This is a genomic window from Pseudarthrobacter sp. B4EP4b (genome assembly GCF_006680095.1).
Lineage (GTDB): Bacteria > Actinomycetota > Actinomycetes > Actinomycetales > Micrococcaceae > Arthrobacter.
Genome location: NZ_VHIJ01000013.1, coordinates 1 through 23,264, shown reverse-complemented (window position 1 = coordinate 23,264; position 23,264 = coordinate 1). Strand labels below are relative to the sequence as shown.

20 protein-coding genes and 1 pseudogene are annotated in these 23,264 nt (G+C 65.6%); 16 read left to right on the top strand and 5 right to left on the bottom strand.

Annotated elements, in window-relative coordinates; translation table 11 throughout:
- The first annotated feature begins 96 nt into the window (after positions 1–96).
- The 5 genes from FNL14_RS05270 to FNL14_RS23590 all read left to right on the top strand — a co-directional run bounded on the left by FNL14_RS05270 (position 97) and on the right by FNL14_RS23590 (position 6,337).
- Positions 97–1,347, top strand: a complete 1,251-nt coding sequence (locus tag FNL14_RS05270) for a PTS transporter subunit EIIC (RefSeq protein ID WP_091424071.1) — start codon at positions 97–99, stop codon at positions 1,345–1,347.
- 49 nt (positions 1,348–1,396) lie between these two features.
- Entirely contained in the window at positions 1,397–2,176 is a 780-nt protein-coding gene (gene nagB / locus FNL14_RS05265) for a glucosamine-6-phosphate deaminase (protein ID WP_142058239.1), read from the top strand.
- A gap of 2 nt (positions 2,177–2,178) precedes the next feature.
- Positions 2,179–2,922 (top strand): copper homeostasis protein CutC, encoded by a 744-nt coding sequence (locus tag FNL14_RS05260; RefSeq protein WP_255470706.1) that lies wholly within the window; start codon positions 2,179–2,181, stop codon positions 2,920–2,922.
- The gene (locus FNL14_RS05255) at positions 2,922–4,130 is read left to right on the top strand and encodes an N-acetylglucosamine-6-phosphate deacetylase (RefSeq protein ID WP_142058267.1); all 1,209 of its coding nucleotides are present in this window, start codon (positions 2,922–2,924) and stop codon (positions 4,128–4,130) included. The genes FNL14_RS05260 and FNL14_RS05255 overlap by 1 nt, the downstream gene beginning before the upstream one ends.
- 200 nt (positions 4,131–4,330) lie before the next feature.
- Complete coding sequence (locus FNL14_RS23590; protein ID WP_255470705.1) at positions 4,331–6,337, top strand: DUF222 domain-containing protein; 2,007 nt, start codon at positions 4,331–4,333, stop codon at positions 6,335–6,337.
- A gap of 68 nt (positions 6,338–6,405) precedes the next feature.
- Here FNL14_RS23590 and FNL14_RS05245 read toward each other — a convergent pair whose 3' ends face one another.
- The 3 genes from FNL14_RS05245 to FNL14_RS05235 form a co-directional block, all read right to left on the bottom strand.
- Positions 6,406–7,308, bottom strand: coding sequence for a Rieske 2Fe-2S domain-containing protein (locus tag FNL14_RS05245; RefSeq protein WP_142058235.1), 903 nt, complete (start codon positions 7,306–7,308; stop codon positions 6,406–6,408).
- A 165-nt stretch (positions 7,309–7,473) separates the two neighbouring features.
- The gene (locus FNL14_RS05240; protein ID WP_142058233.1) at positions 7,474–7,773 is read right to left on the bottom strand and encodes a putative quinol monooxygenase; all 300 of its coding nucleotides are present in this window, start codon (positions 7,771–7,773) and stop codon (positions 7,474–7,476) included.
- Positions 7,774–7,841: 68 nt separating this feature from the next.
- Positions 7,842–9,269, bottom strand: coding sequence for a cation:dicarboxylate symporter family transporter (locus tag FNL14_RS05235; protein ID WP_142058231.1), 1,428 nt, complete (start codon positions 9,267–9,269; stop codon positions 7,842–7,844).
- Positions 9,270–9,539: 270 nt separating this feature from the next.
- Here FNL14_RS05235 and FNL14_RS05230 point away from each other — a divergent pair, with 270 nt between their 5' ends.
- Both FNL14_RS05230 and glgX read left to right on the top strand, forming a co-directional pair.
- Positions 9,540–9,953, top strand: coding sequence for an Hsp20/alpha crystallin family protein (locus tag FNL14_RS05230; RefSeq protein ID WP_091424055.1), 414 nt, complete (start codon positions 9,540–9,542; stop codon positions 9,951–9,953).
- 140 nt (positions 9,954–10,093) lie between these two features.
- Positions 10,094–12,295 (top strand): glycogen debranching protein GlgX, encoded by a 2,202-nt coding sequence (gene glgX, locus FNL14_RS05225; protein ID WP_142058229.1) that lies wholly within the window; start codon positions 10,094–10,096, stop codon positions 12,293–12,295.
- A 16-nt stretch (positions 12,296–12,311) separates the two neighbouring features.
- Here glgX and FNL14_RS05220 read toward each other — a convergent pair whose 3' ends face one another.
- The gene (locus FNL14_RS05220) at positions 12,312–12,710 is read right to left on the bottom strand and encodes a cupin domain-containing protein (protein ID WP_142058227.1); all 399 of its coding nucleotides are present in this window, start codon (positions 12,708–12,710) and stop codon (positions 12,312–12,314) included.
- 348 nt (positions 12,711–13,058) lie between these two features.
- Between FNL14_RS05220 and FNL14_RS05215 the strand changes: the two genes are divergently transcribed.
- The 7 genes from FNL14_RS05215 to bcp all read left to right on the top strand — a co-directional run bounded on the left by FNL14_RS05215 (position 13,059) and on the right by bcp (position 20,652).
- A complete protein-coding gene (locus tag FNL14_RS05215; RefSeq protein ID WP_142058225.1) occupies positions 13,059–13,859 on the top strand; it encodes a hydroxypyruvate isomerase family protein in 801 nt (266 codons plus the stop codon).
- Between the two features lie 92 nt (positions 13,860–13,951).
- The gene (locus FNL14_RS05210; RefSeq protein ID WP_142058223.1) at positions 13,952–14,830 is read left to right on the top strand and encodes a 2-hydroxy-3-oxopropionate reductase; all 879 of its coding nucleotides are present in this window, start codon (positions 13,952–13,954) and stop codon (positions 14,828–14,830) included.
- 195 nt (positions 14,831–15,025) lie between these two features.
- Positions 15,026–16,816, top strand: coding sequence for a glyoxylate carboligase (gene gcl / locus FNL14_RS05205; protein ID WP_142058221.1), 1,791 nt, complete (start codon positions 15,026–15,028; stop codon positions 16,814–16,816).
- A gap of 73 nt (positions 16,817–16,889) precedes the next feature.
- Positions 16,890–18,089 (top strand): glycerate kinase, encoded by a 1,200-nt coding sequence (locus FNL14_RS05200; protein WP_142058219.1) that lies wholly within the window; start codon positions 16,890–16,892, stop codon positions 18,087–18,089.
- Entirely contained in the window at positions 18,082–19,425 is a 1,344-nt protein-coding gene (allB, locus tag FNL14_RS05195) for an allantoinase AllB (RefSeq protein ID WP_142058217.1), read from the top strand. Before FNL14_RS05200 ends, allB begins: the two co-directional genes overlap by 8 nt.
- A 9-nt stretch (positions 19,426–19,434) precedes the next feature.
- Positions 19,435–20,091 carry a winged helix-turn-helix domain-containing protein gene (locus FNL14_RS05190; RefSeq protein WP_142058215.1) on the top strand — a complete coding sequence of 219 codons (657 nt, stop codon included), beginning with the start codon at positions 19,435–19,437 and terminating at the stop codon, positions 20,089–20,091.
- Positions 20,092–20,172: 81 nt separating this feature from the next.
- Positions 20,173–20,652 (top strand): thioredoxin-dependent thiol peroxidase, encoded by a 480-nt coding sequence (gene bcp / locus FNL14_RS05185; protein WP_091424015.1) that lies wholly within the window; start codon positions 20,173–20,175, stop codon positions 20,650–20,652.
- Positions 20,653–20,830: 178 nt separating this feature from the next.
- On the opposite strand, the gene FNL14_RS05180 is transcribed toward bcp, so the two are convergent.
- A complete protein-coding gene (locus FNL14_RS05180; protein ID WP_142058213.1) occupies positions 20,831–22,318 on the bottom strand; it encodes an MFS transporter in 1,488 nt (495 codons plus the stop codon).
- 134 nt (positions 22,319–22,452) lie between these two features.
- Here FNL14_RS05180 and FNL14_RS05175 point away from each other — a divergent pair, with 134 nt between their 5' ends.
- Together FNL14_RS05175 and FNL14_RS05170 are read left to right on the top strand one after the other, a co-directional pair.
- Positions 22,453–22,935 (top strand): hypothetical protein, encoded by a 483-nt coding sequence (locus tag FNL14_RS05175; RefSeq protein ID WP_142058211.1) that lies wholly within the window; start codon positions 22,453–22,455, stop codon positions 22,933–22,935.
- A 105-nt stretch (positions 22,936–23,040) separates the two neighbouring features.
- Positions 23,041–23,264: pseudogene (locus tag FNL14_RS05170) on the top strand (GNAT family N-acetyltransferase); the annotation flags it as partial.

The following is a 23,264-nucleotide window of genomic DNA, read 5'->3' as shown; positions in this document are numbered from 1 at the left end:
CTCGTGGGATGGATCACACTGAACTGGTCATAACCAGACAGTACCGGCTGGAACCCCTCCTTTACAAGCCCCACCCGAACCCGCAGAGGTGCAACCATGTCAACATCCGAGACCGCCGCCTTGGCTCCCGAGAAGAAGCCAAACAAGGCGTTTGCCACCCTGCAGCGTCTGGGCCGCACCCTGATGCTGCCCATCGCTGTTCTCCCCGCCGCAGGCATCCTCCTGCGCATCGGCCAGGCCGACCTGCTCGGCGCCATTCCCGGCTTTGAAGGCGGCGCCGCCGTCATCTCCGCCGCCGGCAGCGCCGTCTTCACCTGGCTGCCGCTGATCTTTGCCGTGGGCATTGCCATTGGCTGGGCCAAGAAGGCCGATGGTTCCACTGCTTTGGCCGCCGTAGTGGGCTACATGGTGATCGATGGCGTCTTCAAGGCCATGTCCCCGCTGGTCCTGGCCGGACAGGTTGACCCGGCCGGCAAGCCCGCCATGATCAACTACGGCGTCCTCGCCGGCATTGTGGTGGGCCTGCTCTCCGCATCGCTGTGGCAGCGGTTCTACCGCACCAAACTGCCCGACTTCCTTGGATTCTTCAGCGGACGCCGCCTGGTGCCGATCCTGACCTCCGTCTCCAGCCTGGTGGCCGGCGTCGTCCTTGCCCTCGCCTACCCGCTTTTCAACGCAGGCCTTTCCGCAGTGGGCCAGGCCGTGGCCAGCAACGCGGTTGTAGGCGGCGGCATCTACGGCTTCGCCAACCGCATGCTGATTCCCGCCGGGCTGCACCACATCCTGAACTCCGGCGTCTGGTTCCTCATCGGCGACTACACGGACGCGTCGGGCCACCTGGTCCGCGGTGACCTCAACCGCTTCTTCGCCGGCGACCCCAGCGCGGGCATTTTTATGACCGGCTTCTTCCCCATCATGATGTTCGGCCTGCCGGCAGCAGCACTTGCCATCTGGCGCCACGCCAAGCCCTCGCAGAAGAAGATCGTGGGCGGCATCATGCTTTCCACCGCACTGACCGCATTCTTCACCGGCATCACCGAACCGCTCGAGTACGCCTTTATGTTCGTAGCCTTCCCGCTCTACATCGTCCACGCCGTGCTGACCGGAACCTCCATGGCCCTGGTGAACGCGCTGGGTATCCATCACGGGTTCACGTTCTCTGCAGGCCTGATCGACTTTGTCCTCAACTTCGGCAAATCGCAGAACGGCTGGCTGCTGATCCCCATCGGCTTGGGCTACGCGGCGATCTACTACTTCCTCTTCTCCTTCGTGATCAAGCGCTGGAACCTGCGCACCCCCGGCCGCGAGGATGACGAGGTCACCGTGGAGACCGAAGCCGCGAAGTAAGAACCGATCATCACTGCCCTTTAGCGACCCGAAACCGAAAGCACCCCTTATGGAAATCGTCATTCTCCCCGCCCCTGCAGACGTGGCCCGCACGGCCGCGGACGCCATCGAGCAGCAGGTCCGCAGCGGCCCGTCGGTACTTGGCCTGGCCACCGGTTCAACTCCCCTGGGCACCTATCAGGAACTGATCAGGCGGCATCGGAATGGCGGTTTGAGCTTCGCCGGAGCGGAAGCCTTCCTCCTCGATGAGTACGTGGGCCTGCCCAGCACGCATCCGCAGTCCTACCACTCCGTAATCCGTGAAGAGTTCGTGGACAGCGTGGACTTCGCCGCGGGGGCAGTGCACGGGCTGGACGGCGTGGCGGAGGACCTCGAAGCTGAGGTTGCCCGGTACGAGGCCGCCATTGCGGCTGCGGGCGGGGTAGACATCCAGATCCTGGGAATCGGGACCGACGGCCACGTGGGCTTCAACGAGCCGATGTCCTCGCTGGCTTCCAGGACCAGGATCAAGACCCTGACCCAGCAGACCCGGCGGGACAACGCCCGCTTCTTTGCAGATCCTGCGGATGTTCCTGACCATGTGCTGACCCAGGGCCTGGGCACCATTCGCGAGGCGCGGCACCTCCTGCTGCTGGCCATGGGCGAGGCCAAGGCGGAGGCCATCGCGGCGGCGGTTGAGGGTCCTGTTGCCGCCATCTGCCCCGCCTCGGCGCTGCAGCTGCATCCGCACGTCACGGTCCTGGTGGATGAGGCTGCGGCGTCAAAGCTGGCGCACCGCGAGTACTACCAGGACACGTTTGGGCGGAAGCCTGCATGGCAGGGGCTGTGAACGTGTCGACGCTAACAGGGGCACCCCAGCTTGAACTGGCCGTGGAGGATGCCGAGGGGGTCCGCCTCGCGGCCTCGATAGGGGCAGCCAGGGTGGAGCTCTGCGCGGCCCTTGCCGAGACAGACGGCATCACGCCGAGCATCGGCACCATAGAGCGGGCGTGCCGGGTTGGACTGCCTGTCCATGTCCTGGTCCGCCCGCGCCCCGGCAACTTCACCTATACGGATGAGGAGCTTGAGGTGCTGGAGCGCGACGTCGAGGCGGCATTGGACGCCGGCGCCGCGGGCGTCGTCGTCGGAGTCCTGGCGGCCGACGGCGGCCCGGACGTTCCGGCGCTTCGGCACCTTTCTGAGGTGGCCCGCCGTCGTCATCCTGCCGCGGAGGTAACCTTCCACCGGGCGTTTGACGCCGCCCTCGCCGAGGGCATGGATCCTGCTGAGGCATTGGCCAGGCTGGAACGAGCCGGCGTTAATCGCGTGCTGACCAGCGGTGGAAGCCCCGACTGCACCGCCGGGCTGCCCATGCTGGAGCGGTTGGTGGAGCTGGGACGGAACCATGCGCCGTCGGTACAGATCATGGCCGGTGGCGGAGTGCGGCTGGAACTGATGCCCCAACTGGTGCACAGCGGCATCCATGCAGTCCACACGTCGGCACGGGGCCTGGATCCTGCCACGGGAACTCGGGCGCGCGGGGCGGACCCCTTGCTCGCTGCCGGCATGGCGGCGGCTCTGCGGAAGGCAGCATGATGGGCAAGGAATTGATACTCCGGGGCCGCATCGTGGCCACGAGCATGGACATCGACGACGGTCTGGTCGCCGTGGCGGAAGGCCTGATTACCTATGCCGGACCGGCGTCGGAATTTCCTGGCGATCCAGGTGCTGCCGCAGTTCCGGGCAGGGTTTTGTTGCCGGGTTTGGTGGACCTCCACTGCCACGGCGCCCACGGCTCGGACTTCGCGGAGGGCTCGGAGGAGGGCGCTAGGGCTGCCGCCACATACCTGCACAGCCGCGGCACCACCACGCTGCTGGCCAGCCTGGTGACCGGAGCGCCGGCAGACCTGGTCCGGAATTTGAAGGTGCTGCGGTCACTGGCTGAGGAGGGCCTGATTGCCGGATCGCACCTGGAGGGCCCCTTCCTCTCCGGTGACCAGTGCGGTGCACACGACCCCGCCTTGTTATTGGAACCGGACCTCGATCTTGCAGGCGAACTCCTCGAAGCGGCAGGACCCACTTTGGCTTCCCTGACCCTCGCCGGCGAACTGCCAGGAGCATCCGGACTGGCGGATCTGCTCACCGCGCGGGGTGTCATCCCTTCCTTGGGGCACACCGCAGCGGATCATGCCGGCGCTGCTTCCTTCTTGGAGCGTGCGGCCGCGGGGTTAGCATCAGATCCTTCGGTTGGCGGACTCGGTTCCGGCCGACGGCGCCCGACTGTCACGCACCTCTTTAATGCCATGCCCAGCATGCACCATCGGGCCCCGGGACCCGTTTCGGCCTGCCTGAGCGCAGCGCGCGCCGGGAAGGCGGTGGTGGAACTGATCGCCGACGGCGTCCACCTCGCCCCGGAGACGGTCAAGACAGTGTTCGAGCTGGTGGGCGCGGAGAACATTGCCCTGGTCACGGATTCCATGGCTGCGACGGGACTGGCCGATGGCCAGTACAGGCTCGGCACGCTTGCCGTGACTGTTGAAGGGGGTGTGGCCCGCATGGACAGCACGGGCGCGATCGCCGGAGGAACGGCAACGCTGCTGGACGTTGTCCGGTCCGCGGTGGCCGCCGGAGTTTCGCTGCAGGATGCCGTAAGGTCGGCCGCCTCGGTCCCTGCAGGGGTTTTGGGACTGTCTGGGCAGGTGGGCGACCTGCGCGCGGGAATGCCGGCCGACGTCCTGGTTGTTGATGCTGAACTGAATCTCGCGGGTGTGCTGCGCCGAGGCGAGTGGGTGAATCCGCTTTAACGTCCGGCCTGCCTGTATCCGCTGAAAATGTCATTGGCTCCATAGATGCTGTTCGTATGGGAATCGGCGGGGGCATGGCAGGCGAGGCGGCAACTGCGGCTGCGCTGTCTCCTGGAGCTCCGGCTGATCCTGTCCGGCCGCCTGCCGCACCCGGACCCAAACCCGCCAGAATTGTCCGTGCCTCGATGGATCGTGTTGGTATGGGAAACGGCGCGGGCACGGCGGCAGCGATGGAGGGCATTCACGCCTCCGCCGCTCGGCTTGATGCCCTGTTCCTCGAAGATCAGCGGCTGGAAGCCGATGCCGGCGGCGGTGCCGGGGCCGCTACCAGTGGCGGAGCTGGTGTGGATGTGCTGCAGCGCCGGTATGAGATCCGGCTCGAGCGGATGGCGGTGACGAAGCAGCTGGAAGCCCAGATCGCCGGCGTGAAGGCCCGGGATGCCGCCGAAGCGATTGAGATTCAGCATGCGATGACGCCGCCGGAAGCGCCCGTGCACGAGCGGACCTACGCGGAGATGTCCGCGGTCGAGGAAATCGCCGGGGTCCTGACCATCAGCTCCCCCGCTGCCGGGGCGCTCATCACCCAATCCCGCCAACTCGCCTCCCTGCCGCCGGCCATGGACGCCCTCTCCACTGGGGCCATCTCCTGGACGCACGCCAAAATCATCGCCGACGAAACCGACAGCCTCGACCCCACCGGCGCCGCCGCCCTCGTCGAGCATGTCCTGAACCCTCGCCCGGCCCGGGGAGCCGCCGCCGGCGAACTCGTCCCGTCACGCTTCCGGACCAGGGTCCGGAACTGGTGCGAACGCCACCACCCCGAATCCCTGGAGAAGCGCCACGCCAAGTCCGCCGCGGACCGGAGGATGGAATACACCCCGGACCGCGACGGCATGGCCCGCGTTTCCCTCTACGTCCCCGCGGACCAGGCCTCAGCCATCTGGAACCGCACCACCGCCCTCGCCCGCGGACTCCAAGGCCCCAACGAACCCCGCACCATCACCCAACTCCGCCCCGACATCGCCGCCAACCTCCTCCTCCGCGCCGGACCCGCCCTCACCCACACCAACACACCCAACACCAACGGAACCAGCACAGGTCAAGGCAACCCGCGTCAAGGCAACACAGGCGAAGGAAACTTGAGGGAACGCCAGCCCGGTCAAGGCATCACGGGTCAGGGCACCACAGGCGAAGGAAACGAAGGACAAGGCAACCCGGGTGAGGGCAACCCGGTAACCATCGAAGCCGGCGACCAGGACACGATCGGGCTGGCCTCGCTCACGCCCGCCGACATCAACGACACCGGCACCGGTACCAGCACCACAGGTACCACCACCGGCACCACCGAGTACGAGAGCACCGCCGACCATGAGGCCCCCGGCGCCCCAGAGCAGGAGTCCAACGGCGGCAACGGGTACGCGGAACTCGGCAACGTCCCGGTCCCCAAGGCGGACGTCCTGGTCACCGTCCCGGTACTCGCCCTCTTCAACATCACAGACGAACCGGCAAACCTGGACGGCTACGGTCCCATCCCCGCATCGCTGGCCAGAAAACTCCTCGCCAACGGTGCCACCTCCTTCTACCGGGTCCTCGTCGACCCACGGGACGGCGCACCACTTGAAATCGGCCGCACCAGCTACCGGCTCACCAAAGCCATGAAAAAAGCACTGCAAATCCGGGACGGCAAATGCACCTTCCCCGGCTGCAACAACCCATCCCTCGACAACGACACCGACCACCTCCAAGCCTGGCAACACGGCGGACATACCGGGATCAGCAACCTGGCCCAACTCTGCCCCAAACACCACCGCCTCAAACACAACAGTGGCTGGGAACCCACCCCAGCCACTGGAACCGAACCACCCGGCTGGACCTCACCCACCGGCCGCCACTACAAAGCCGAACAACCCGACCACGAACCACCCCAATGGCCACCCGGACTCCTAACCCGCGCAACCGACACAGCCCGGCAGCTGCCGGGTGCAACGGAAATACCCGGTGCAGCGGAACCGCAGGGATTCTCGGACTTCCTGGAGATCCCGGATGCCGGACCGCCGCGTGAAGAGCCAGTCGATGACAATCTTGAGGATCCCCATGACTTCTCGCCGGACGATCCCATCTGGGACGACTTCTACGCCCACCCCCCGAAACTGCCCCAAGACCCACTCAAAGCGCAGGAGCGGGAGTGGGACGTGGTGAAGTCCTGAAACCGTCGGCAATCAAAAGTCGCTCGAAGTCCGGAGCCGATTCTGAAATCGCCAGCCCGCAGAAACGCTCAGTCGGCGCCGGGAAGGTTCACTTCCACTAGCCCACCCGTGACGCGGGTTTCGAACCGCGGCTGCCTGGACGTGGCCGGACCGGCCTGCACCTCACCGGACCGGAGCGAGAAGGTGCTGCCGTGCCATGGGCATACGACGCAGGGTTCGCCGCCACCACGTGCTGATCCACCTGTCACGCTGCCGCCCTTAAGCTTGCCCTCGTGCAGCGGTCCCGAGAGATGGCTGCAGACGTCGGACAACACGTTGACTGTTTCTCCCTCCCGGAACACCAGCAGCGGAAGCCCGGCCACTACGCGCTGGTGGAGCTTGCCGTCCGGCAGGTCCTCCAGGGGTGCCAGTGGCTGCCATCCGCTGGGGAAACGGTGCGGTACGTCCTCGGTGTGGTTCACGCCGGCGGCCTGCCGATAGCTGAGGTGGCCACCCAGGAAGCCGCCGAAGCTGACCGCCCCCAGGCCTAGATAGGCAAGCACTTTGCCCGCGCCGTTCCGCCCCTGCGTCCGCGCCACCAGTGAGGCGGTGTACAGGCTGACGGCTGTGATGTTGGCTGTTGCGTGGACCAGCCCCACCCGCTGCTGCTGGCTGTGCAGCTGGGACCAATCCATGAAACCCGCCACCGCGGAGGGCACAGCCGAGGCGCTGCCCACACCGATCAGTACAGTTGCCGCCTTGTCGTTCCCCGGGAGCGCATCAAGCACTGCAGCGGAAATCCACGCCCCCAGCGGAACCTGGACTGCCAGCGGGTGAACCGGATGCCCGATCGGCACCCCGTGCAGGATGTCGCGGGCCCATTGCGGCCGGATAGTTCGTTTGACGAACTTCCGGACCTTCTTGGCCAGGGGATCCAGCCAGTCGGCATCTTCCAGCCGGGCAACAAGCTCAAGTGCAGGCAGCGGTTTCATGTGTCTCCCTTACCCCGTTGATCGGTCTGCAATCGGCGCATGCAGTCGATGGTGTGCAGTCGATATCGTCTAGACGATAAGCCCAGCCGATGCCGGTCAGCCTAGCCGTTGGAAGGCAGCAGGCACAGGGGTAGGCCCAGCCGATCGTGGTGGCAGAAGCCCAGGTCAGCGGAGCGGGGATCCCACCACAGTGAACCGGCTGCCACCCATGTCGCCGGAGAGCAGTGGCATCGCCTCGGCAATGGCTGCCCGGACACTGTCCAGCTGCAATGAATTACGGTGCGCCTCCGGCGATTCCCACAGCTCGCACACAAACACCGTGTCCGGCACTTCGTCATTCACGCCTACTTCGTACAGCAGGCATCCCGCCTCCTCCAGCCCCGGCATGGGCCGGAGGAGGATGGACACCACGGCGTCGCGCTGGCCGGGCTTGGTTCCGAGGGTTCCCACATTCGCAAAGGTCATGGGGACAGTGTCCAGCACGGGTAGGACAAAAGGAGGAATCTACCGCGCCACTCCCGTGGGCGCTGCACTCATTGTGCAGTGGCCGCAGTTGAAGGTTCGACGACGGGCCCCGAGGCCATGCCGGATGGCACCTGGGTGCCAGTCGCCTGGCCGGCCGCGACCGCCGTCGTGCTGTCATCCTCAGGCGACCCCTCACCGGCAAAGGCACGGAGCATGGCGGCACGGTCGAACTGGCCCTCCCACTTGGCCACCACAAACGTGGCCACGCAGTTGCCCAGCAGGTTCACCACCACACGCATGGAGTCCATCAGCCGGTCCGCACCGAGGAGGAGGGCGACGCCGGCCACCGGGAAGATCCCCAGTGCACCCGCTGTGGCGGAGAGCGCCAGGAACGCGGAACCCGGCACGCCGGCCATGCCCTTCGACGTCAGCATCAGGACACCCAGGGCGGCGAGCTGCTGGCCAAGATCGAGGTTGTAGCCAAAAGCCTGTGCCAGAAAGAGCAGCGAAATCGACAGGTACAGGGCGGCGCCGTCCAGATTGAAGGAGTATCCCGTGGGGACCACCAGGCCAGTGGTGGCGCGGGAACAGCCCGCATTAGTCAGCTTGGTCATAATGCGCGGGAGGACGGACTCCGTCGAGGCGGTGCCCAGTGCCAGGAGGAATTCCTCGCGAGTGTACTTTATGAACTGCCAGAGCGGCACTCGGGGATACACCCACGCCACCACGAACAGCAGCGCTATGAACACCAGGGCGGCACCGTAGCAGGCAGCGATCAACAGGGCATAAGTGCCCAGTGATTCCAGTCCGTACTGGCCGATGATGAAGGCCATGGCCCCGAAAGCACCCACCGGTGCCACCCGCATCACCCAGGACATGATCTTGAAGAACAGCTCCAGCACCGTTTCCATCAGTGTGATCACCGGCAGGCAGCGGTCGCGCCCCACCACCACGATCGCCGCGCCGAAGAACACCGCAAAGCACAGCACCTGAAGGAGGCTGTTGCTGGCAAAGGCGCCCACCACGCTGGTGGGAATGATCCCCAGGAGGAAAGCGCCGGCATCCTTGGGCGGCGCGGTGGCCGTTTTGGCGTTGAGCGCGTCCTGGGAGAGGGACGCCGGATCGATGTCCAGCCCCGCACCCGGTTGGACCAGGTTCCCCACCACCAGCCCGAACACCAGGGCGAAGAGCGTGGCGGCGGTGAAATATGCGAGCGCTTTGACCCCCACCCTGCCCACGGCCTTGACGTCACTGACCGCCGCGATACCGGTGACGATCACCAGGAAGATCAGGGGCGCGATGATCATCTTGATGAGCTGGATGAACCCGTCCCCGAGCGGCCGGAGCGCAGCGCCCATGTTGGGCCAAAAGTGGCCGATCAGGATGCCTGCCAGTACGGCCACCAGGATCTGGAAAAAGAGGGATTTGTAGAGCGGTTTCCTGCTTGGCCCGTTGTCCGGCTGCGGGGAAGATGCTGCGGTGGCGGTGAGGTTCATGCTAGTGCCTGTTCGTTGAGGGACAGACGGCAAGGTGATGCCGCAGGGTCATGGGCAACGCTAGGAAGTAGATGTTTCCGGAAAGATAAATCCGTAATGCGGAAGTATTAAGTCCGGGGACGGGGGCTTAAGGGCGTAGCAAGGACACCGGTTCCGGCAGAAAATGGTCCTATAGCAAGTCATCAAATTCCGCCGCTAATAAGCGAAACGCAGCGCATGCAAGACCACCCAAACCCAAGCGCAATCAATTCATCGAAAGGAGTACTTGGGATGAACAACAACATTCTCCGGCGGACCGGCTCAGACATCACCGAACCCCTACGGCGCTTCTTCGAAGGTGACCTGGACACCTGGCTGCGGACCGAGGAGTACCGGGAAGAGGGAACGCTGGTGGTCAAGGCCGAAGTCCCCGGCATCGATCCCGAGAAGGACGTTGACATCACGCTGACCGGCGACCAGCTGCGGATCACGGTCCGGCACGAAGAGAAGTCGGAGCACAAGGGCAAGGACGGGTACCGTTCGGAATTCCGCTACGGCACCTTCTCCCGCTCCATCACCCTCCCCGGGCCCACTGACCAAAACGACGTGAAGGCCACCTACCGGGACGGCGTCCTCGAGGTCCGCGTACCGCTGCCGGACCAGGATGCCTCAGAACGCCGCAGGATCCCCATCATCAGGGGCTGAAAAGGCACCCATAAAGGTGACGTACGACGGCGGCCTTGCGCCGCCGTCGTGCTTCTGCCCTCCCCTCGTGTTATACCCTCCGGCCTGAATGGGCACCACTGTGGTTCGATGGTGTTTTCTTCTTGGGGATGGAGGCGGACATGGAAGTCTGGGCGGGGAGCCCGTATCCGCTGGGTGCCACGTACGACGGCAGCGGCACGAATTTTGCCGTGTTCAGCGAAGCGGCCAGCGCGGTGTACCTGTGCTTGTTCGATGAGGACGGCTGCGAGCAGCGGATCCGCCTCGAAGCCGTGGACGCCTTCGTCTGGCACTGCTACCTGCCCCACGTTTTGCCCGGCCAACTGTACGGATACAGGATGGAGGGCCCCTACGAACCCGCCCGCGGCCTCCGCTTCAATTCAAACAAGCTGCTGTTGGATCCCTATGCAAAGGCAACCAGCGGGGACATCACTTGGGGCCAGCCGATGTTCTCCTACAGCTTCGGCGATCCGGCATCCTTCAACGGCGAGGACTCCGCTCCGGACACCATGCGGTCCGTGGTGATCAGCCCGTTCTTTGACTGGCAGCACGACCGGCCGCCGCGGATCCCCTACAGTGACAGCCTGATTTATGAGGCGCACGTGAAGGGCCTAACCATGACCCACCCGGAGGTGCCTGCGCAGGAACGGGGAACGTACGCGGGCATCGCCCACCCCGCCGTCATCGAACACCTGCAGAAGCTTGGCGTGACGGCGATTGAGCTGATGCCGGTGCACCAGTTTGTCCAGGACAGCACTTTGAAGGACAAGGGGCTGAGCAACTACTGGGGTTACAACACCATCGGCTTTTTCGCCCCGCACGAGGCCTACAGTTCCAGCACCAAACCGGGGCAGCAGGTGCAGGAATTCAAGGCGATGGTCCGCTCGCTGCATGCGGCGGGCATCGAGGTGATTCTCGACGTCGTCTATAACCACACGGCCGAGGGGAATCATCTGGGCCCCACGTTGTCCTTCAAGGGCATCGACAACCAGGCGTACTACCGGCTGGTGGACCAGGACAGGCAGCACTACCTGGACTACACGGGCACCGGCAACACCATCAACGTCCGCCACCCGCATGCCCTGCAGCTGATGATGGACTCGCTCCGGTACTGGGTGCTGGAGATGCACGTGGACGGGTTCCGGTTCGACCTCGCCTCCGCCCTGGCCCGGGAGTTCTACGAGGTGGACCGGCTGTCCAGCTTCTTCGACCTCGTCCAGCAGGATCCTGTGGTGTCACAGGTGAAGCTCATTGCTGAACCCTGGGATGTGGGCCCGGGCGGCTACCAGGTGGGGAACTTCCCGCCGCTGTGGACGGAGTGGAACGGGAAATACCGCGACGCCGTCCGCGACTTCTGGCGTGGCGCGCCGGCAACGCTGGGCGAGTTCGCGTCGCGACTGGCTGGCTCGGCGGACCTTTACGAAAGTTCCGGGCGCCGGCCTGTGGCATCCATCAATTTCGTCACCGCCCACGACGGCTTCACCCTGCGCGACCTGGTTTCCTACAACGCCAAGCACAACGAGGCGAACGGCGAAAACAACAACGACGGCGAATCCCACAACCGCTCCTGGAACTGCGGTGTGGAGGGTCCCACCACCGACCGCGGCGTCCTTGCGCTGCGGGCGCGCCAGCAACGCAACCTGCTCGCCACACTCCTTCTCTCGCAGGGCGTCCCCATGGTCCTGCACGGCGACGAAATGGGGCGCACCCAGCAGGGAAACAACAACGCCTACTGCCAGGACTCCCCGCTCTCATGGATCAATTGGGAGGCAGCCGACCAGCCCCTCACCGAGTTCCTCGCAGCCGTCAGCGAGCTGCGCCGCGAGCACCCCACCTTCCGCCGCAACAGGTTTTTCGAAGGCAGGCCTGTCCGGCGCGGCATCGGCCAGCCATTGCCGGACATCGTGTGGCTGGACAAGGACGCCTCGGCCATGGTCCCGGAGGACTGGGACAATCCCCTGGCCCGGGCGCTAGGTGTTTTCTACAACGGGGCGGCCATTGGGAAGGACCACCGGGGCAGGGTCATCAATGACCACAACTTCCTGCTGTACTGCAATTCCGGGGACGAACCGGCGGTGTTTACCCTGCCCAGCGCGGAGTACTCCCCCAGCTGGGAACAGCTCATTGACACTGCCGGCGAGCACACGGACTGCGGCCTCCTGCATGCCGGCGGAACCGTGGAACTGGCAGCGAAATCCCTCCTGGTGCTTCGGGCCTACACCCGGCCGCCGGAGAAACCGGACCACTCAGTATCGGCGTCGCTGGCGCTGGCCACGACGGATGCACCTCAGTTGCCGGGCGCCCGCTCCTCGGCCCAAGACTAACCGCTGCCCGCCTGATTCAGATCAGCGCGTGCATACCAAAACTGCGCGGCCTGCCGAGGGACGCGGCGCCGAGGAACTCGACGGCGACGAACGGCTCTTCCCCCACTACCCACTCGTCATGGCCGGGGGGAAGCGCATAGGTGTCGTTGGCGTGGATGGTTGACCTCCCGCCGTCGGGCGTTTCAACCTCAAGCTGCCCGGAGAGGCAGTAGCCCAGGTGGTGGTGCTCGCAGAAGTCGGTCAGCTCAGCAGGCTTGGCGGACACGGACCACCGCCAGCCGGGCGCGAGGATCAGCCGCGCCATTGAGTAGTCATCAACAGTGACAAGGTCGAATTCCGCCTTGTCCGGGCAACGCTTCCGGTCTGGATCATTGAATGACTTGACGGCCAGTGCTCGGATGAAATTTGCGGTCATGTGGACACACCTGTTGATCGTGGTGAGGATGCCTGGCAGCGAACCAGGCGGCGGGTTCGGATACCGACGAGCGGTGAAGTGTAAGCGAGACCTGTTGCAGTGCACGCCTTGTCCCCCGGCGCACACGCGTTTGCCGAACGTGCAGCGTATTTCTAACCGTAGCCCTACCGCCCCTGAAGTCAATGGAAAAAACCAGCCCAGGCCCACGGGCATGGGTCCCCTTGACTACCCCACCCCTCCTTCCCTACACTTTTCATAAAGCAGAATCTAAATTCCACAAAGCGGAAACGGTAGAAAGCCGGGGACGCAGGGGAAGATAGATCAAAGCCCTCCTTGGAAGGACCTACGATGACGTACACAGTGAACTGCTCCATCCTCCTCACGGAGCTGCCCCTGCTCGAGCGCCCCGCCGCAGCCAAGGCAGCCGGCTTTGACGCTGTCGAATTCTGGTGGCCCTTCGAAAGCTCCGTTCCTACCGATGCGCAGGTGACCGAATTTGAGAACGCCATCAAGGACGCCGGCGTTCAGCTCACGGGCCTGAACTTCAACGCCGGCAACATGCCGGGCGGCGACCGCGGCCTGGTGTCCTGGAAGGGGCGCGAGTCCGAATTCAAGGACAACATCGATGTTGTGGCCGGCATCGGCGAGCGCCTCGGCTGCAAGGCTTTCAACGCCCTTTACGGCAACCGGCAGGACGACGCTACTCCCGAAGAGCAGGACGAACTAGCTGCCAGGAACCTGGCAGCAGCGGCCGAAGGTGTTGCCCGCATCGGCGGCACAGTCCTCCTCGAACCTGTCAGCGGCGCACCCAAATACCCGCTCCTTACCGCTGAAGACGCACTCAAGGTCATCGCCCGCGTGAAGGCGGAGGCCGGCGTCGGCAACATCAAGCTCCTCGCCGACTTCTACCACCTGTCCGTCAACGGCGACGACGTCGAAGCCGTCATCGAAAACCACGCCAAGGACTTCGGCCACATCCAGATTGCCGACAACCCCGGCCGCGGAGCACCCGGAACCGGCACCCTCCCGCTCGGTGAATGGATCGCCCGCAGCCGCGAACTCGGCTACGAGGGCTACATCGGACTCGAATACAAGGAACCGCAGGAAACGGCCTTCAGCTGGGCCATCCGCCAGCGCATCTCCCAGTAACCGGCTTTCGGCAAGTTCAACCACCGGTGATTGAGCCTGTCGAAATCCGGTTTCGCTCCCCACTTCACAGACTTCACGAAAAGAGAACCATCATGAGCAACGTTGCAGTTATCGGACTCGGAATCATGGGCCTGCCCATGGCCATCAACCTGGTCAAGGCCGGCCACGCCGTCACCGGCTTCAACCGGAGCCAGGACAAGATCGACAAGCTCGTCTCCGAAGGCGGCAAGGGCGCCAGCAGCATCGCCGACGCCGTCAAGGATGCCGACGTCGTCATCACCATGGTGCCAGACTCCCCCGATGTCGAGGGCGTAGTCAGCGGCAAGGACGGCGTCTTCGCCAACGCCAAGCAGGGCACGTTGTGGATCGACGCTTCCAGCATCCGCCCCGATGTCGCCAAGCGCCTCTCGGACGAAGCCCGCGAAGCCGGCATCCGCCCGCTCGACGCCCCGGTCTCCGGCGGCGAACAGGGCGCCATCGACGCAGTCCTGTCCATCATGGTGGGCGGCGACAAGGCAGACTTCGAGGCAGCCTCGGACGTCCTGAACGCCGTCGGCAAAACCATCGTCCATGTTGGCCCCTCCGGCTCCGGCCAGACCGTCAAGGCAGCCAACCAGCTGATCGTCGCCGTCAACATCGAGGTCCTCGGCGAGGCCATCGCCTTCCTGGAGGCCTACGGCGTGGACACCGACGCCGCCCTCAAGGTCCTCGGCGGCGGCCTGGCCGGCTCCAAGGTCCTGGACCAAAAGGGCCAGAAGATGCTGGACCGCAACTTCGACCCCGGCTTCCGCCTCGCCCTGCACCACAAGGACCTGGGCATCGTCACCTCCGCCGCCCGCGAAGCCAACGTCGCCGTCCCCCTCGGCGCCGTCGTCGCACAGCTCGTCGCCGCCACCGTCAACCAGGGCGACGGCGGCCTGGACCACTCCGGACTCTTCAAGCAGGTCCTGAAGCTCAGCGGCCGCGAGTAACCCTCACGCAGCAAAGCCGGCCGCCCCGAAACGGGGCACTTCGACACGGACGCGCCGGCCGCCGTCGTGGATTACGACGCCGACTCTCCCAAAGTGCCCCGCGACGGTTCGCCGGGCCTTCCTTCAGCACACCCAAAAACAGGTTTCGACGGGCTCAACCACCGGGCCCAACCCCAAGCTTTCAAGGAGCACACCATGAGCAAGATGCGTACCGTTGATGCAGCGGTGGCCATCCTGGAAAAGGAAGGCGCCATCGAGGCGTTCGGCCTGCCAGGCGCCGCGATCAACCCCTTCTATTCCGCAATGCGCGCCCACGGCGGCATCCGCCACACCCTGGCCCGCCACGTTGAAGGCGCCAGCCACATGGCGGACGGCTTCAGCCGCGCCAAGGACGGCAATATCGGCATCTGCATCGGCACCTCCGGCCCCGCCGGCACCGACATGATCACCGGACTGTACGCCGCCTGGGCCGATTCCATCCCCATGCTCTGCATCACCGGCCAGGCCCCGGTGGCCAAGCTGCACAAGGAAGACTTCCAGGCCGTGGACATCGAGTCCATCGCCAAGCCCGTCACCAAGATGGCCATGACCATCCTGGAGCCGGGCCAGGTTCCCGGCGCCTTCCAGAAGGCCTTCCAGCTGATGCGCTCCGGCCGCCCCGGCCCGGTGCTCCTGGACCTGCCCATCGACGTGCAGCTGGCCGAAATCGAATTCGACATCGACACCTACGAGCCCCTGCCCATCGAGAAGCCCAAGGCCTCCCGCAAGCAGCTGGAAAAGGCCCTTGACATGCTGACCGCGGCCCAGCACCCGCTGATCGTGGCCGGCGGCGGCATCATCAACGCCGGTGCCTCCGCGCAGCTGGTTGAACTGGCCGAAACCCTGAACATCCCGGTCATCCCCACCCTGATGGGCTGGGGCACCATCCCGGACGACCACCAGCTCATGGCCGGCATGGTGGGCCTGCAGACCTCGCACCGCTACGGCAACGAGAACTACCTGCAGAGCGACTTCGTGATCGGCATCGGCAACCGCTGGGCCAACCGCCACACCGGCGGACTGGAGACCTACACGGCAGGCCGGAAGTTCGTGCACATCGACATCGAGCCCACGCAGATCGGCCGCGTGTTCTCGCCGGACCTGGGCATCGCGTCCGACGCCGGTGCGGCGCTGGCCGGGCTGGTTGAGCTCGCCAAAGAGCGCAAGGCGGCAGGGTCCCTGCCGGACTACAGCGCCTGGGTTGCCGAGTGCCAGGAGCGCAAGGCCTCCCTGCACCGCAAGACGCACTTCGAGAACATCCCCATCAAGCCGCAGCGCGTGTACGAGGAGATGAACAAGTCCTTCGGCCGCGACACCACCTACGTGTCCACCATCGGCCTGTCCCAGATCGCCGGCGCCCAGATGCTGCACGTGTTCGGCCCGCGCAAGTGGATCAACGCCGGCCAGGCGGGCCCCCTGGGCTGGACCGCCCCGGCAGCCCTCGGCGTCGTTCGCGCAAACCCGGAGCAGACCGTGGTGGCCCTCTCCGGTGACTACGACTTCCAGTTCATGATCGAGGAACTGGCCGTGGGCGCGCAGTTCAACCTCCCGTACATCCACGTGGTGGTAAACAACTCCTACCTGGGCCTGATCCGCCAGTCCCAGCGCGGCTTCAGCATGGAGCAGAACGTGTCCCTGGCGTTCGAAAACGTCAACAGCGCGGACTTGTCCGAAAACGCACGCGGCTACGGCGTGGACCACCTGAAGGTGGCTGAGGGCCTGGGCTGCAAGGCCGTGCGCGTGGAGGATCCCAACGACCTCGCCGCAGCCTTCGACAAGGCCAAGGCACTCATGGGCGAGTTCCAGGTTCCCGTGGTGGTGGAAGTGATCCTGGAAAAGATCACCAACATCTCCATGGGTGTTGAAATCAACGCCGTGAACGAGTTCGAGGAGCTCGCTGAGTCCGCCGCCGACGCCCCCACCGCCATCCTGGCGCTGCAGGCTTAACCTGCACGAATAGAACCTGCCCGGCGAGAACCTCAACGCGCAGAACCTGCACACCGAAACAAGAGAGACAGCCATGCGGATCGTCATTGCCCCGGACAAATTCAAGGGATCCCTGTCCGCCCCGGACGTGTGCAGCCACCTGGAAAAGGGGCTGCAGCGCGGCGCGGGCGGGAACCTTGAAGTCCTCCGGATCCCCGTGGCCGACGGCGGAGAGGGCACCCTCGACGCCGCCGTCGGCTCCGGTTTCACCCGCCGCAGCGCGGTGGTGGCCGGACCAACAGGCGAACCGGTCACGGCCGACTTCGCCGTCCGGGGCAATGAGGCAGTCATCGAAATGGCGGCTGCCTCGGGCCTGGCCCTGCTCCCCGCCGGAGCACTAGTTGGCGGACGGCCGGGCCCGACGGCGGCACGCACCGCCACCAGCCTGGGCACCGGCCAGCTCATCAGCGCCGCCCTGGACGCCGGCTGCAACCGCATCATCCTGGGTGTGGGCGGCAGCGCCAACACCGACGGCGGCGCCGGACTCCTGCAAGGCCTCGGCGCCCGGTTCCTCGACAACGAGGGCAACGAACTTCCGCCCGGTGGTGCTGCTTTGGCCCACCTGGACCGGATCGACTTCAGCGGGTTTGAACCCCGACTGAAGGACACACGCTTTGTGCTGGCGTCCGACGTCGACAATCCCCTGCTGGGCGCCCAGGGCGCCGCGGCGATTTTCGGCCCGCAAAAGGGCGCCACACAACAGGACGTCGGCCTGCTCGACGCCGCCCTGGCCAGGTTTGTCGAAGTCCTGGCCAGGGAAATCGGATTCCGCGCTGTCAAGGCTGCCGAGGCTCCCGGCGCCGGGGCAGCCGGCGGTGTTGGCTATGCCGCCATCGCCATCCTGGCCGCCACCCGGCGCCCGGGCATCGACGTCGTCCTCGAATTCACGGACCTGGATCAGAGACTGGCCGGCGCAGACCTGGTGATCACCGGCGAAGGAAGCCTGGACGACCAGAGCCTCCTGGGCAAGACGCCCATGGGCGTGGCCCGGGCAGCCGCCGCCCAAGGTATTCGGGTGATCGCGGTGTGCGGCCGGACCACACTTGGGGCCGGCCAGGCCACTGCCGCCGGGTTCGAGGATATTTACGCTTTGACCGAGCTGGAAAGCAATGTAGACAGGTGCATAGCAGAGGCAGCGCAGCTTCTGGAACAGCTGGGTACGCAGATCAGCGGACGGTTGGCAGCCAATGAACTGCCCCGTGCCGCGAACTCCAAGGAGGACCTCCATGTCTGAAGAACGATTTGACCTGGTCATCCGGGGCCAGCGCATCCTCACCACTGCCGGCCTGGCACCCCGCGAGGTGGGTGTCCGCAACGGCAAGATCGTGGCCCTCGAGCCGCTCGGCAACGGCCTGGCCGGCGCCGAAGTCATTGAACTTGCGGACGATGAAACCCTGATCCCCGGCCTGGTGGACACCCACGTCCATGTCAACGAGCCCGGCCGCACCGAGTGGGAGGGCTTCGCCTCGGCCACGCGGGCAGCAGCCGCGGGCGGTGTCACCACCATCATCGACATGCCGCTGAACTCCGTCCCGCCCACCACCACCGTGGAAAACCTGAAGCTCAAGCGCGAGGTGGCCGAGGACCAGGCGTTCATCGACGTCGGATTCTGGGGCGGCGCAATCCCCGGCAACAAGGCCGACCTGCGCGCCTTGCATGACGAAGGTGTGTTCGGCTTCAAGTGCTTCCTCCTGCACTCCGGCGTGGACGAATTCCCGCACCTGGATGCGGACGAGATGGAGGAGGACATGGCCGAGCTGAAGTCCTTCGATTCGCTCATGATCGTCCATGCCGAGGACTCGCACGCCATCGACAGGGCTCCCCACCCCGGCGGCGACCACTACTCCACCTTCCTCGCCTCCCGCCCCCGCGGTGCCGAGAACAAGGCCATCGCCGAGGTCATCGAACGGGCCCGCTGGACCGGTGCCCGTGCGCACATCCTGCACCTGTCGTCGTCGGACGCGCTGCCCATGATCGCCTCCGCAAAGCGCGACGGCGTGAAGCTCACCGTGGAAACGTGCCCGCACTACCTCACGCTGATGGCGGAGGAAATCCCGGACGGCGCCACCGCTTACAAGTGCTGCCCTCCCATTCGCGAGGCCTCCAACCGGGAGCTGCTGTGGCAGGGCCTGCTGGACGGCACCATCGACTGCATCGTCTCGGACCACTCCCCCTCCACGCTGGACCTGAAGGACCTAGAGAACGGCGACTTCGCAGTGGCCTGGGGCGGAGTCTCCTCGCTGCAGCTGGGCCTGTCCCTGATCTGGACCGAGGCCCGGCACCGCGGGATCCCGCTGGAGCAGGTGGTGTCCTGGATGGCGGAGAAGCCGGCTAACCTGGCGCGCCTCACCACCAAGGGGCAGCTGGCGCTGGGCTACGACGCGGACTTCGCCGTGTTCGCGCCCGATGAGGCTTTCGTGGTGGACGTGTCCAAGCTCAAGCACAAGAACCCCATCACCCCCTACGACGGCAAGGCCCTCTCCGGGGTGGTCCGCAAGACCTTCCTGCGCGGCGCTGTGGTGGACGGCCAGACTCCCACGGGCAAGCTGATCCGCCGCGGCGGGCTCTAGGGACGAGCCATGGCAGTGGAAGCCCACTATCCCCGGGGGATGTCCCGGCACGCGGTTCCGGCCAAGCGCGCTGCTGCCCGCGGCCTCGCCGTGTGGGTGGTTCCCGCGGAAGGCACAAGCCCCGAACTGCTGGCCCGCGCCGCCGAACTGGTCCTGGCCCGGGCCCTTCAAACTGCTCCGGAGGCGGAAGTCCATTGGCCTGCCGCCGGAGCCCCCATGTCCGGGGCCTCCGCCGCGGCGGAAGGAGCCGCAGACCACTCCTCTCGCACTCCTGCCGCGGCGGAGAACCCCGGCGATACAGGGGCCGACGGCGGCACCCACCTGCCGCCGTCGGCCGGCCCTGTCAGCCGGGTCGCCGTAGACCTTGCCGCCGACCAGGTCCTGCTGGACGGCACACCCGTGGCGCTGACCGGCGTCGAGTTCAAGGTGCTCCGGTACCTGGTGACGCACCTGTCCCGAACAGTGGGCAGGGAGGAACTGCAGGAGTTCCTCGACTCGTTCGAGACCCCCGGCGCCTCGGCCCGGTCCATCGATGTTTACGTGGGCCGGATCCGCCGGAAACTCGGCAATGCGCGGCACGCTGTGGCCACCGTCCGGGGCGGCGGCTACCGGTTTATGCCGGGCGCTTGCGCAACTGTGCGGGGTCCGGCGGAATACTGCATATGACGCCGGAGTTGTATGACTAGGCGGGAACCCGCTTCACTTGATGTTTTGCCATTACCTGACAAAGACTTCCAAAGGAATGCCATGAGCCAGACCCTGACCACCAAGCTTCAGCCCGGAACCCAGGCCCCTGATTTCACCCTTCAGGATGCCCAGGGCCGCGAGACTGCCTTGGCCGACTACCGTGGCAAGAACGTCATCGTGTACTTCTACCCCAAGGCCGCCACCCCCGGCTGCACCACCGAGGCCTGCGATTTCCGCGACAGCCTGGCCTCCCTGCAGGGCAAGGGCTACGAGGTCATCGGCATCTCCCCCGACGCCCCGGAGGCCCTTGCCGGCTTCACCGGCGACTTCTCCCTCACCTTCCCGCTGCTCTCCGACGAGGACCACGCAGTTGCCCTGGCCTACGGCGCCTGGGGCGAGAAGCTGGTCAACGGCGAGATCGTTGAAGGCATCGTCCGCTCCACCGTGGTGGTGGACCCCGAAGGCAAGGTCAAGCTCGCCCAGTACCAGGTGCAGGCCCAGGGCCACGTGGCAGCGCTGAAGGAAGCCCTGGGAATCTAGCCCACCCGGGACGCTCTCTCACTTAACGCGCTGTTTAACAGGACGCTCGCTCACTTAACGCGCGCTTTCCCCGGACGCTCGCTCACTTAACGCGCGCTTTCCCCGGACGCTCTCGCACTTATGGACCAATCCATAGGGTGGGAGCGTCCGGCGTTTAACGGCACCGTAGCGTGGCAGGTCATCCTGCCGCTGGGGTGTCCACCTTCGCCTCTGCAGCCGCCTGCGCATATTCGGCCGACACCCGGCGGTACACCGGGGTCAGGAAAGCCAGCAGCGCGGCGGCCACCAGGATGAGCCCGGCGATCAGGAACACCAGGGCAATGCCGCGGGAGGTGCCCTCGCCCAGCAGCGGGGCCAGCCGGGCCGCGCCGTCGGCCGACCGTGCGTAGGGAATGATCCAGAACTGGGCGATCGGCGCAATCAGGAAGGACGTGACGGGCGCCGCCGCAGACTCGAACGCCATGGCGAAGCCGAACACCCGGCCCTGCCGTGGCAGCGGAACCACCTGCTGGATGACCGTCTGCTCGGCGGCCTCCACAACGGGCACCAGCGTCAGGTACAGCCAGATCCCGACGACGTACAGCCACGCCCATTCGCGCAGGGTGAACACCGCGCCGAGGACCCCCATGGCCACCACCGCAATGAGCAGGGTGCGCAGCGGGTTGGCCCCGAGTCCGAACTTGCTGATCAGGGCCCCGCCGATCAGGAACCCGCTGGAGCCTACCGCCAGGAAAATGCCCCACAGTTCCACGGGGAACATCTCCAGGCCGTAGGGGTCCATCAGCGCCATGTAGACGCCGCCAATGAAGTTGTTGAATGTGGAGAACAGGATCAGGGCGAACAGCCCGGAAATGGCGAGCACAGCGGCATAGGAGCCGCGAAGGTCGAACCCGCCGTGCGCATCGTTGGCCGCCACGCTCGTTTCCTCAGGCATGCGAAGGGTGAGCAGGTGCGCGAACGCGAGCGCCGTGAGCACGATTGCGACCACAATGGTCCAGCCCATGCCCAGCAGCCCCACCGACAGCCCGGAGAGCACGGAAGTGATGAGGAACATCAGCCCCTGCACCATCCCCACCAGGCCGTTGGCGTTAGCCCGCAGCTCCGGCTCAATGAGGATGGTGACCGTAGTGGACAGGGCGATATTGCGCAGGTTCTCCACCACCGCGCCGATCAGGATGACTACGGTGAAAACCCAGAACCAGGGCTGCTTCAGGTCCAGCAGCGAGCCTTCAGGTGTCAGGAGGAACATCACCCCGGAGAGCACAAACATCACCAGGGTGAAGCCTGCGGCGAAGCGCATCACGGCCAGTTTGCGGTAGCGGTCCACGAAGGTGCCGAAGCTGATGCTGGACAGGGCGATCAGCAGCATGTACGCACCACCGACTACACCGGTGGCGATCACGTTGCGGGTCTCCAGGTACACCCAGAACGTCAGGGCAAACCACAGATAGCTGGTGGTGATGTTGGCCAGGGCGGTGTTCACCAGGATCCCGGAGAAGGTCCGGGACCGTTCCGCCGGGGTGCGCCGGGAGGTGTCGACGTCGTCTGGATCAGCCAGGCGCGCGGGTTCACCGCCCGTTGTCGAAGTGACGGCGTCCTCGCGAAGATTTTCCCCGCCGTCGGGAACGGCAGCGGCCCTTCCCTGGGCCGGCTCCTGCTCGGTCATGCGTCCCAGTGTAGGGACGGCCGGCAGAAGCCGACAGGGTGGAACAAATACGCATTCCAGCCCCGCTCCCCAGTTCCGGAACTAAGCTCGTAAGGGAGGGCAGTCAGCCGGATGGAACCGCGAAAGGACAAGCCGTGGCGCATGACTCCGCAGAGGAAGCAATGTCCCGGATGGGCGCCGAGCAGGACGCGAAGTACAGCGCGAACCGGCAGCACTTCGAAGCCCAATCCTGGTACGAGATCGACCAGCGCCTGACACTGCTGTTGACCCCACTTTTCAGGATGGGTGACGACGCAACCATAGAGCTCACGGTGGTGGTGGACGGCACCGTCATCTCCGGCTCCGTAGTCTCGGAGCACGCCTGGACGCAGCGGCAGAACGACCAGATCCGCGTCGGCAGCCCGGCAGTGGCGGACGCCCTCGCCTCCGTGGAATCGAAGCGTGAGGAAGAAGCCCTGGAAGAAACCGGGGCAGGCCGCCTCCACCGTCAGGACCGGTACATCCATTTCCTTGCCCCGGTGCTGCTGTCCGGCGGGGTCCATGTGCGCATGCCGGCTACCAGGGTTGACCTCCGCAAAGTGGCGGCCTGGAGCATCGGGCGTATCAGCCTCGACTGACGTAACAGGGGTCAGGGAGAACAGGGCTTGGGGGAACAGGGTTTCGGGAGAACAGAGCCGGAAGGGACACTGTCCCGGCTCTAACGCACATGGCAGGATGGCGGCATGGCGATCGAGGTCCGTCCGGCAACCGAATTTGAGGACGTCCGGGCGTTGGTGGGGCCGAAACGGCCGGATGCCAACGTGTGCTGGTGCCTGAGCTACCGCATCCCCTCCAAGCAGAACCAGACTCTGCACGGCACGGAGCGCGGGGACCTGGTGCAGCAGCTGCTGAAGCAGGACCCGCCGCCAGGGATTTTGGCGTACGACGGCGGGGAGCCGGTGGGGTG

Coding starts and splice junctions, on each gene's coding strand:
- FNL14_RS05270 (WP_091424071.1), top strand. CDS start 97: ATGTCAACATCCGAGACCGCCGCCTTGGCTCCCGAGAAGAAGCCAAAC.
- gcl (WP_142058221.1), top strand. CDS start 15,026: ATGAGCAAGATGCGTACCGTTGATGCAGCGGTGGCCATCCTGGAAAAG.
- FNL14_RS05180 (WP_142058213.1), bottom strand. CDS start 22,318: ATGACCGAGCAGGAGCCGGCCCAGGGAAGGGCCGCTGCCGTTCCCGAC.
- glgX (WP_142058229.1), top strand. CDS start 10,094: ATGGAAGTCTGGGCGGGGAGCCCGTATCCGCTGGGTGCCACGTACGAC.
- FNL14_RS05235 (WP_142058231.1), bottom strand. CDS start 9,269: ATGAACCTCACCGCCACCGCAGCATCTTCCCCGCAGCCGGACAACGGG.
- FNL14_RS05245 (WP_142058235.1), bottom strand. CDS start 7,308: ATGAAACCGCTGCCTGCACTTGAGCTTGTTGCCCGGCTGGAAGATGCC.
- bcp (WP_091424015.1), top strand. CDS start 20,173: ATGAGCCAGACCCTGACCACCAAGCTTCAGCCCGGAACCCAGGCCCCT.
- FNL14_RS23590 (WP_255470705.1), top strand. CDS start 4,331: ATGGGAAACGGCGCGGGCACGGCGGCAGCGATGGAGGGCATTCACGCC.
- FNL14_RS05215 (WP_142058225.1), top strand. CDS start 13,059: ATGACGTACACAGTGAACTGCTCCATCCTCCTCACGGAGCTGCCCCTG.
- FNL14_RS05230 (WP_091424055.1), top strand. CDS start 9,540: ATGAACAACAACATTCTCCGGCGGACCGGCTCAGACATCACCGAACCC.
- FNL14_RS05200 (WP_142058219.1), top strand. CDS start 16,890: ATGCGGATCGTCATTGCCCCGGACAAATTCAAGGGATCCCTGTCCGCC.
- FNL14_RS05240 (WP_142058233.1), bottom strand. CDS start 7,773: ATGACCTTTGCGAATGTGGGAACCCTCGGAACCAAGCCCGGCCAGCGC.
- FNL14_RS05220 (WP_142058227.1), bottom strand. CDS start 12,710: ATGACCGCAAATTTCATCCGAGCACTGGCCGTCAAGTCATTCAATGAT.
- FNL14_RS05190 (WP_142058215.1), top strand. CDS start 19,435: ATGGCAGTGGAAGCCCACTATCCCCGGGGGATGTCCCGGCACGCGGTT.
- FNL14_RS05255 (WP_142058267.1), top strand. CDS start 2,922: ATGGGCAAGGAATTGATACTCCGGGGCCGCATCGTGGCCACGAGCATG.
- allB (WP_142058217.1), top strand. CDS start 18,082: ATGTCTGAAGAACGATTTGACCTGGTCATCCGGGGCCAGCGCATCCTC.
- nagB (WP_142058239.1), top strand. CDS start 1,397: ATGGAAATCGTCATTCTCCCCGCCCCTGCAGACGTGGCCCGCACGGCC.
- FNL14_RS05210 (WP_142058223.1), top strand. CDS start 13,952: ATGAGCAACGTTGCAGTTATCGGACTCGGAATCATGGGCCTGCCCATG.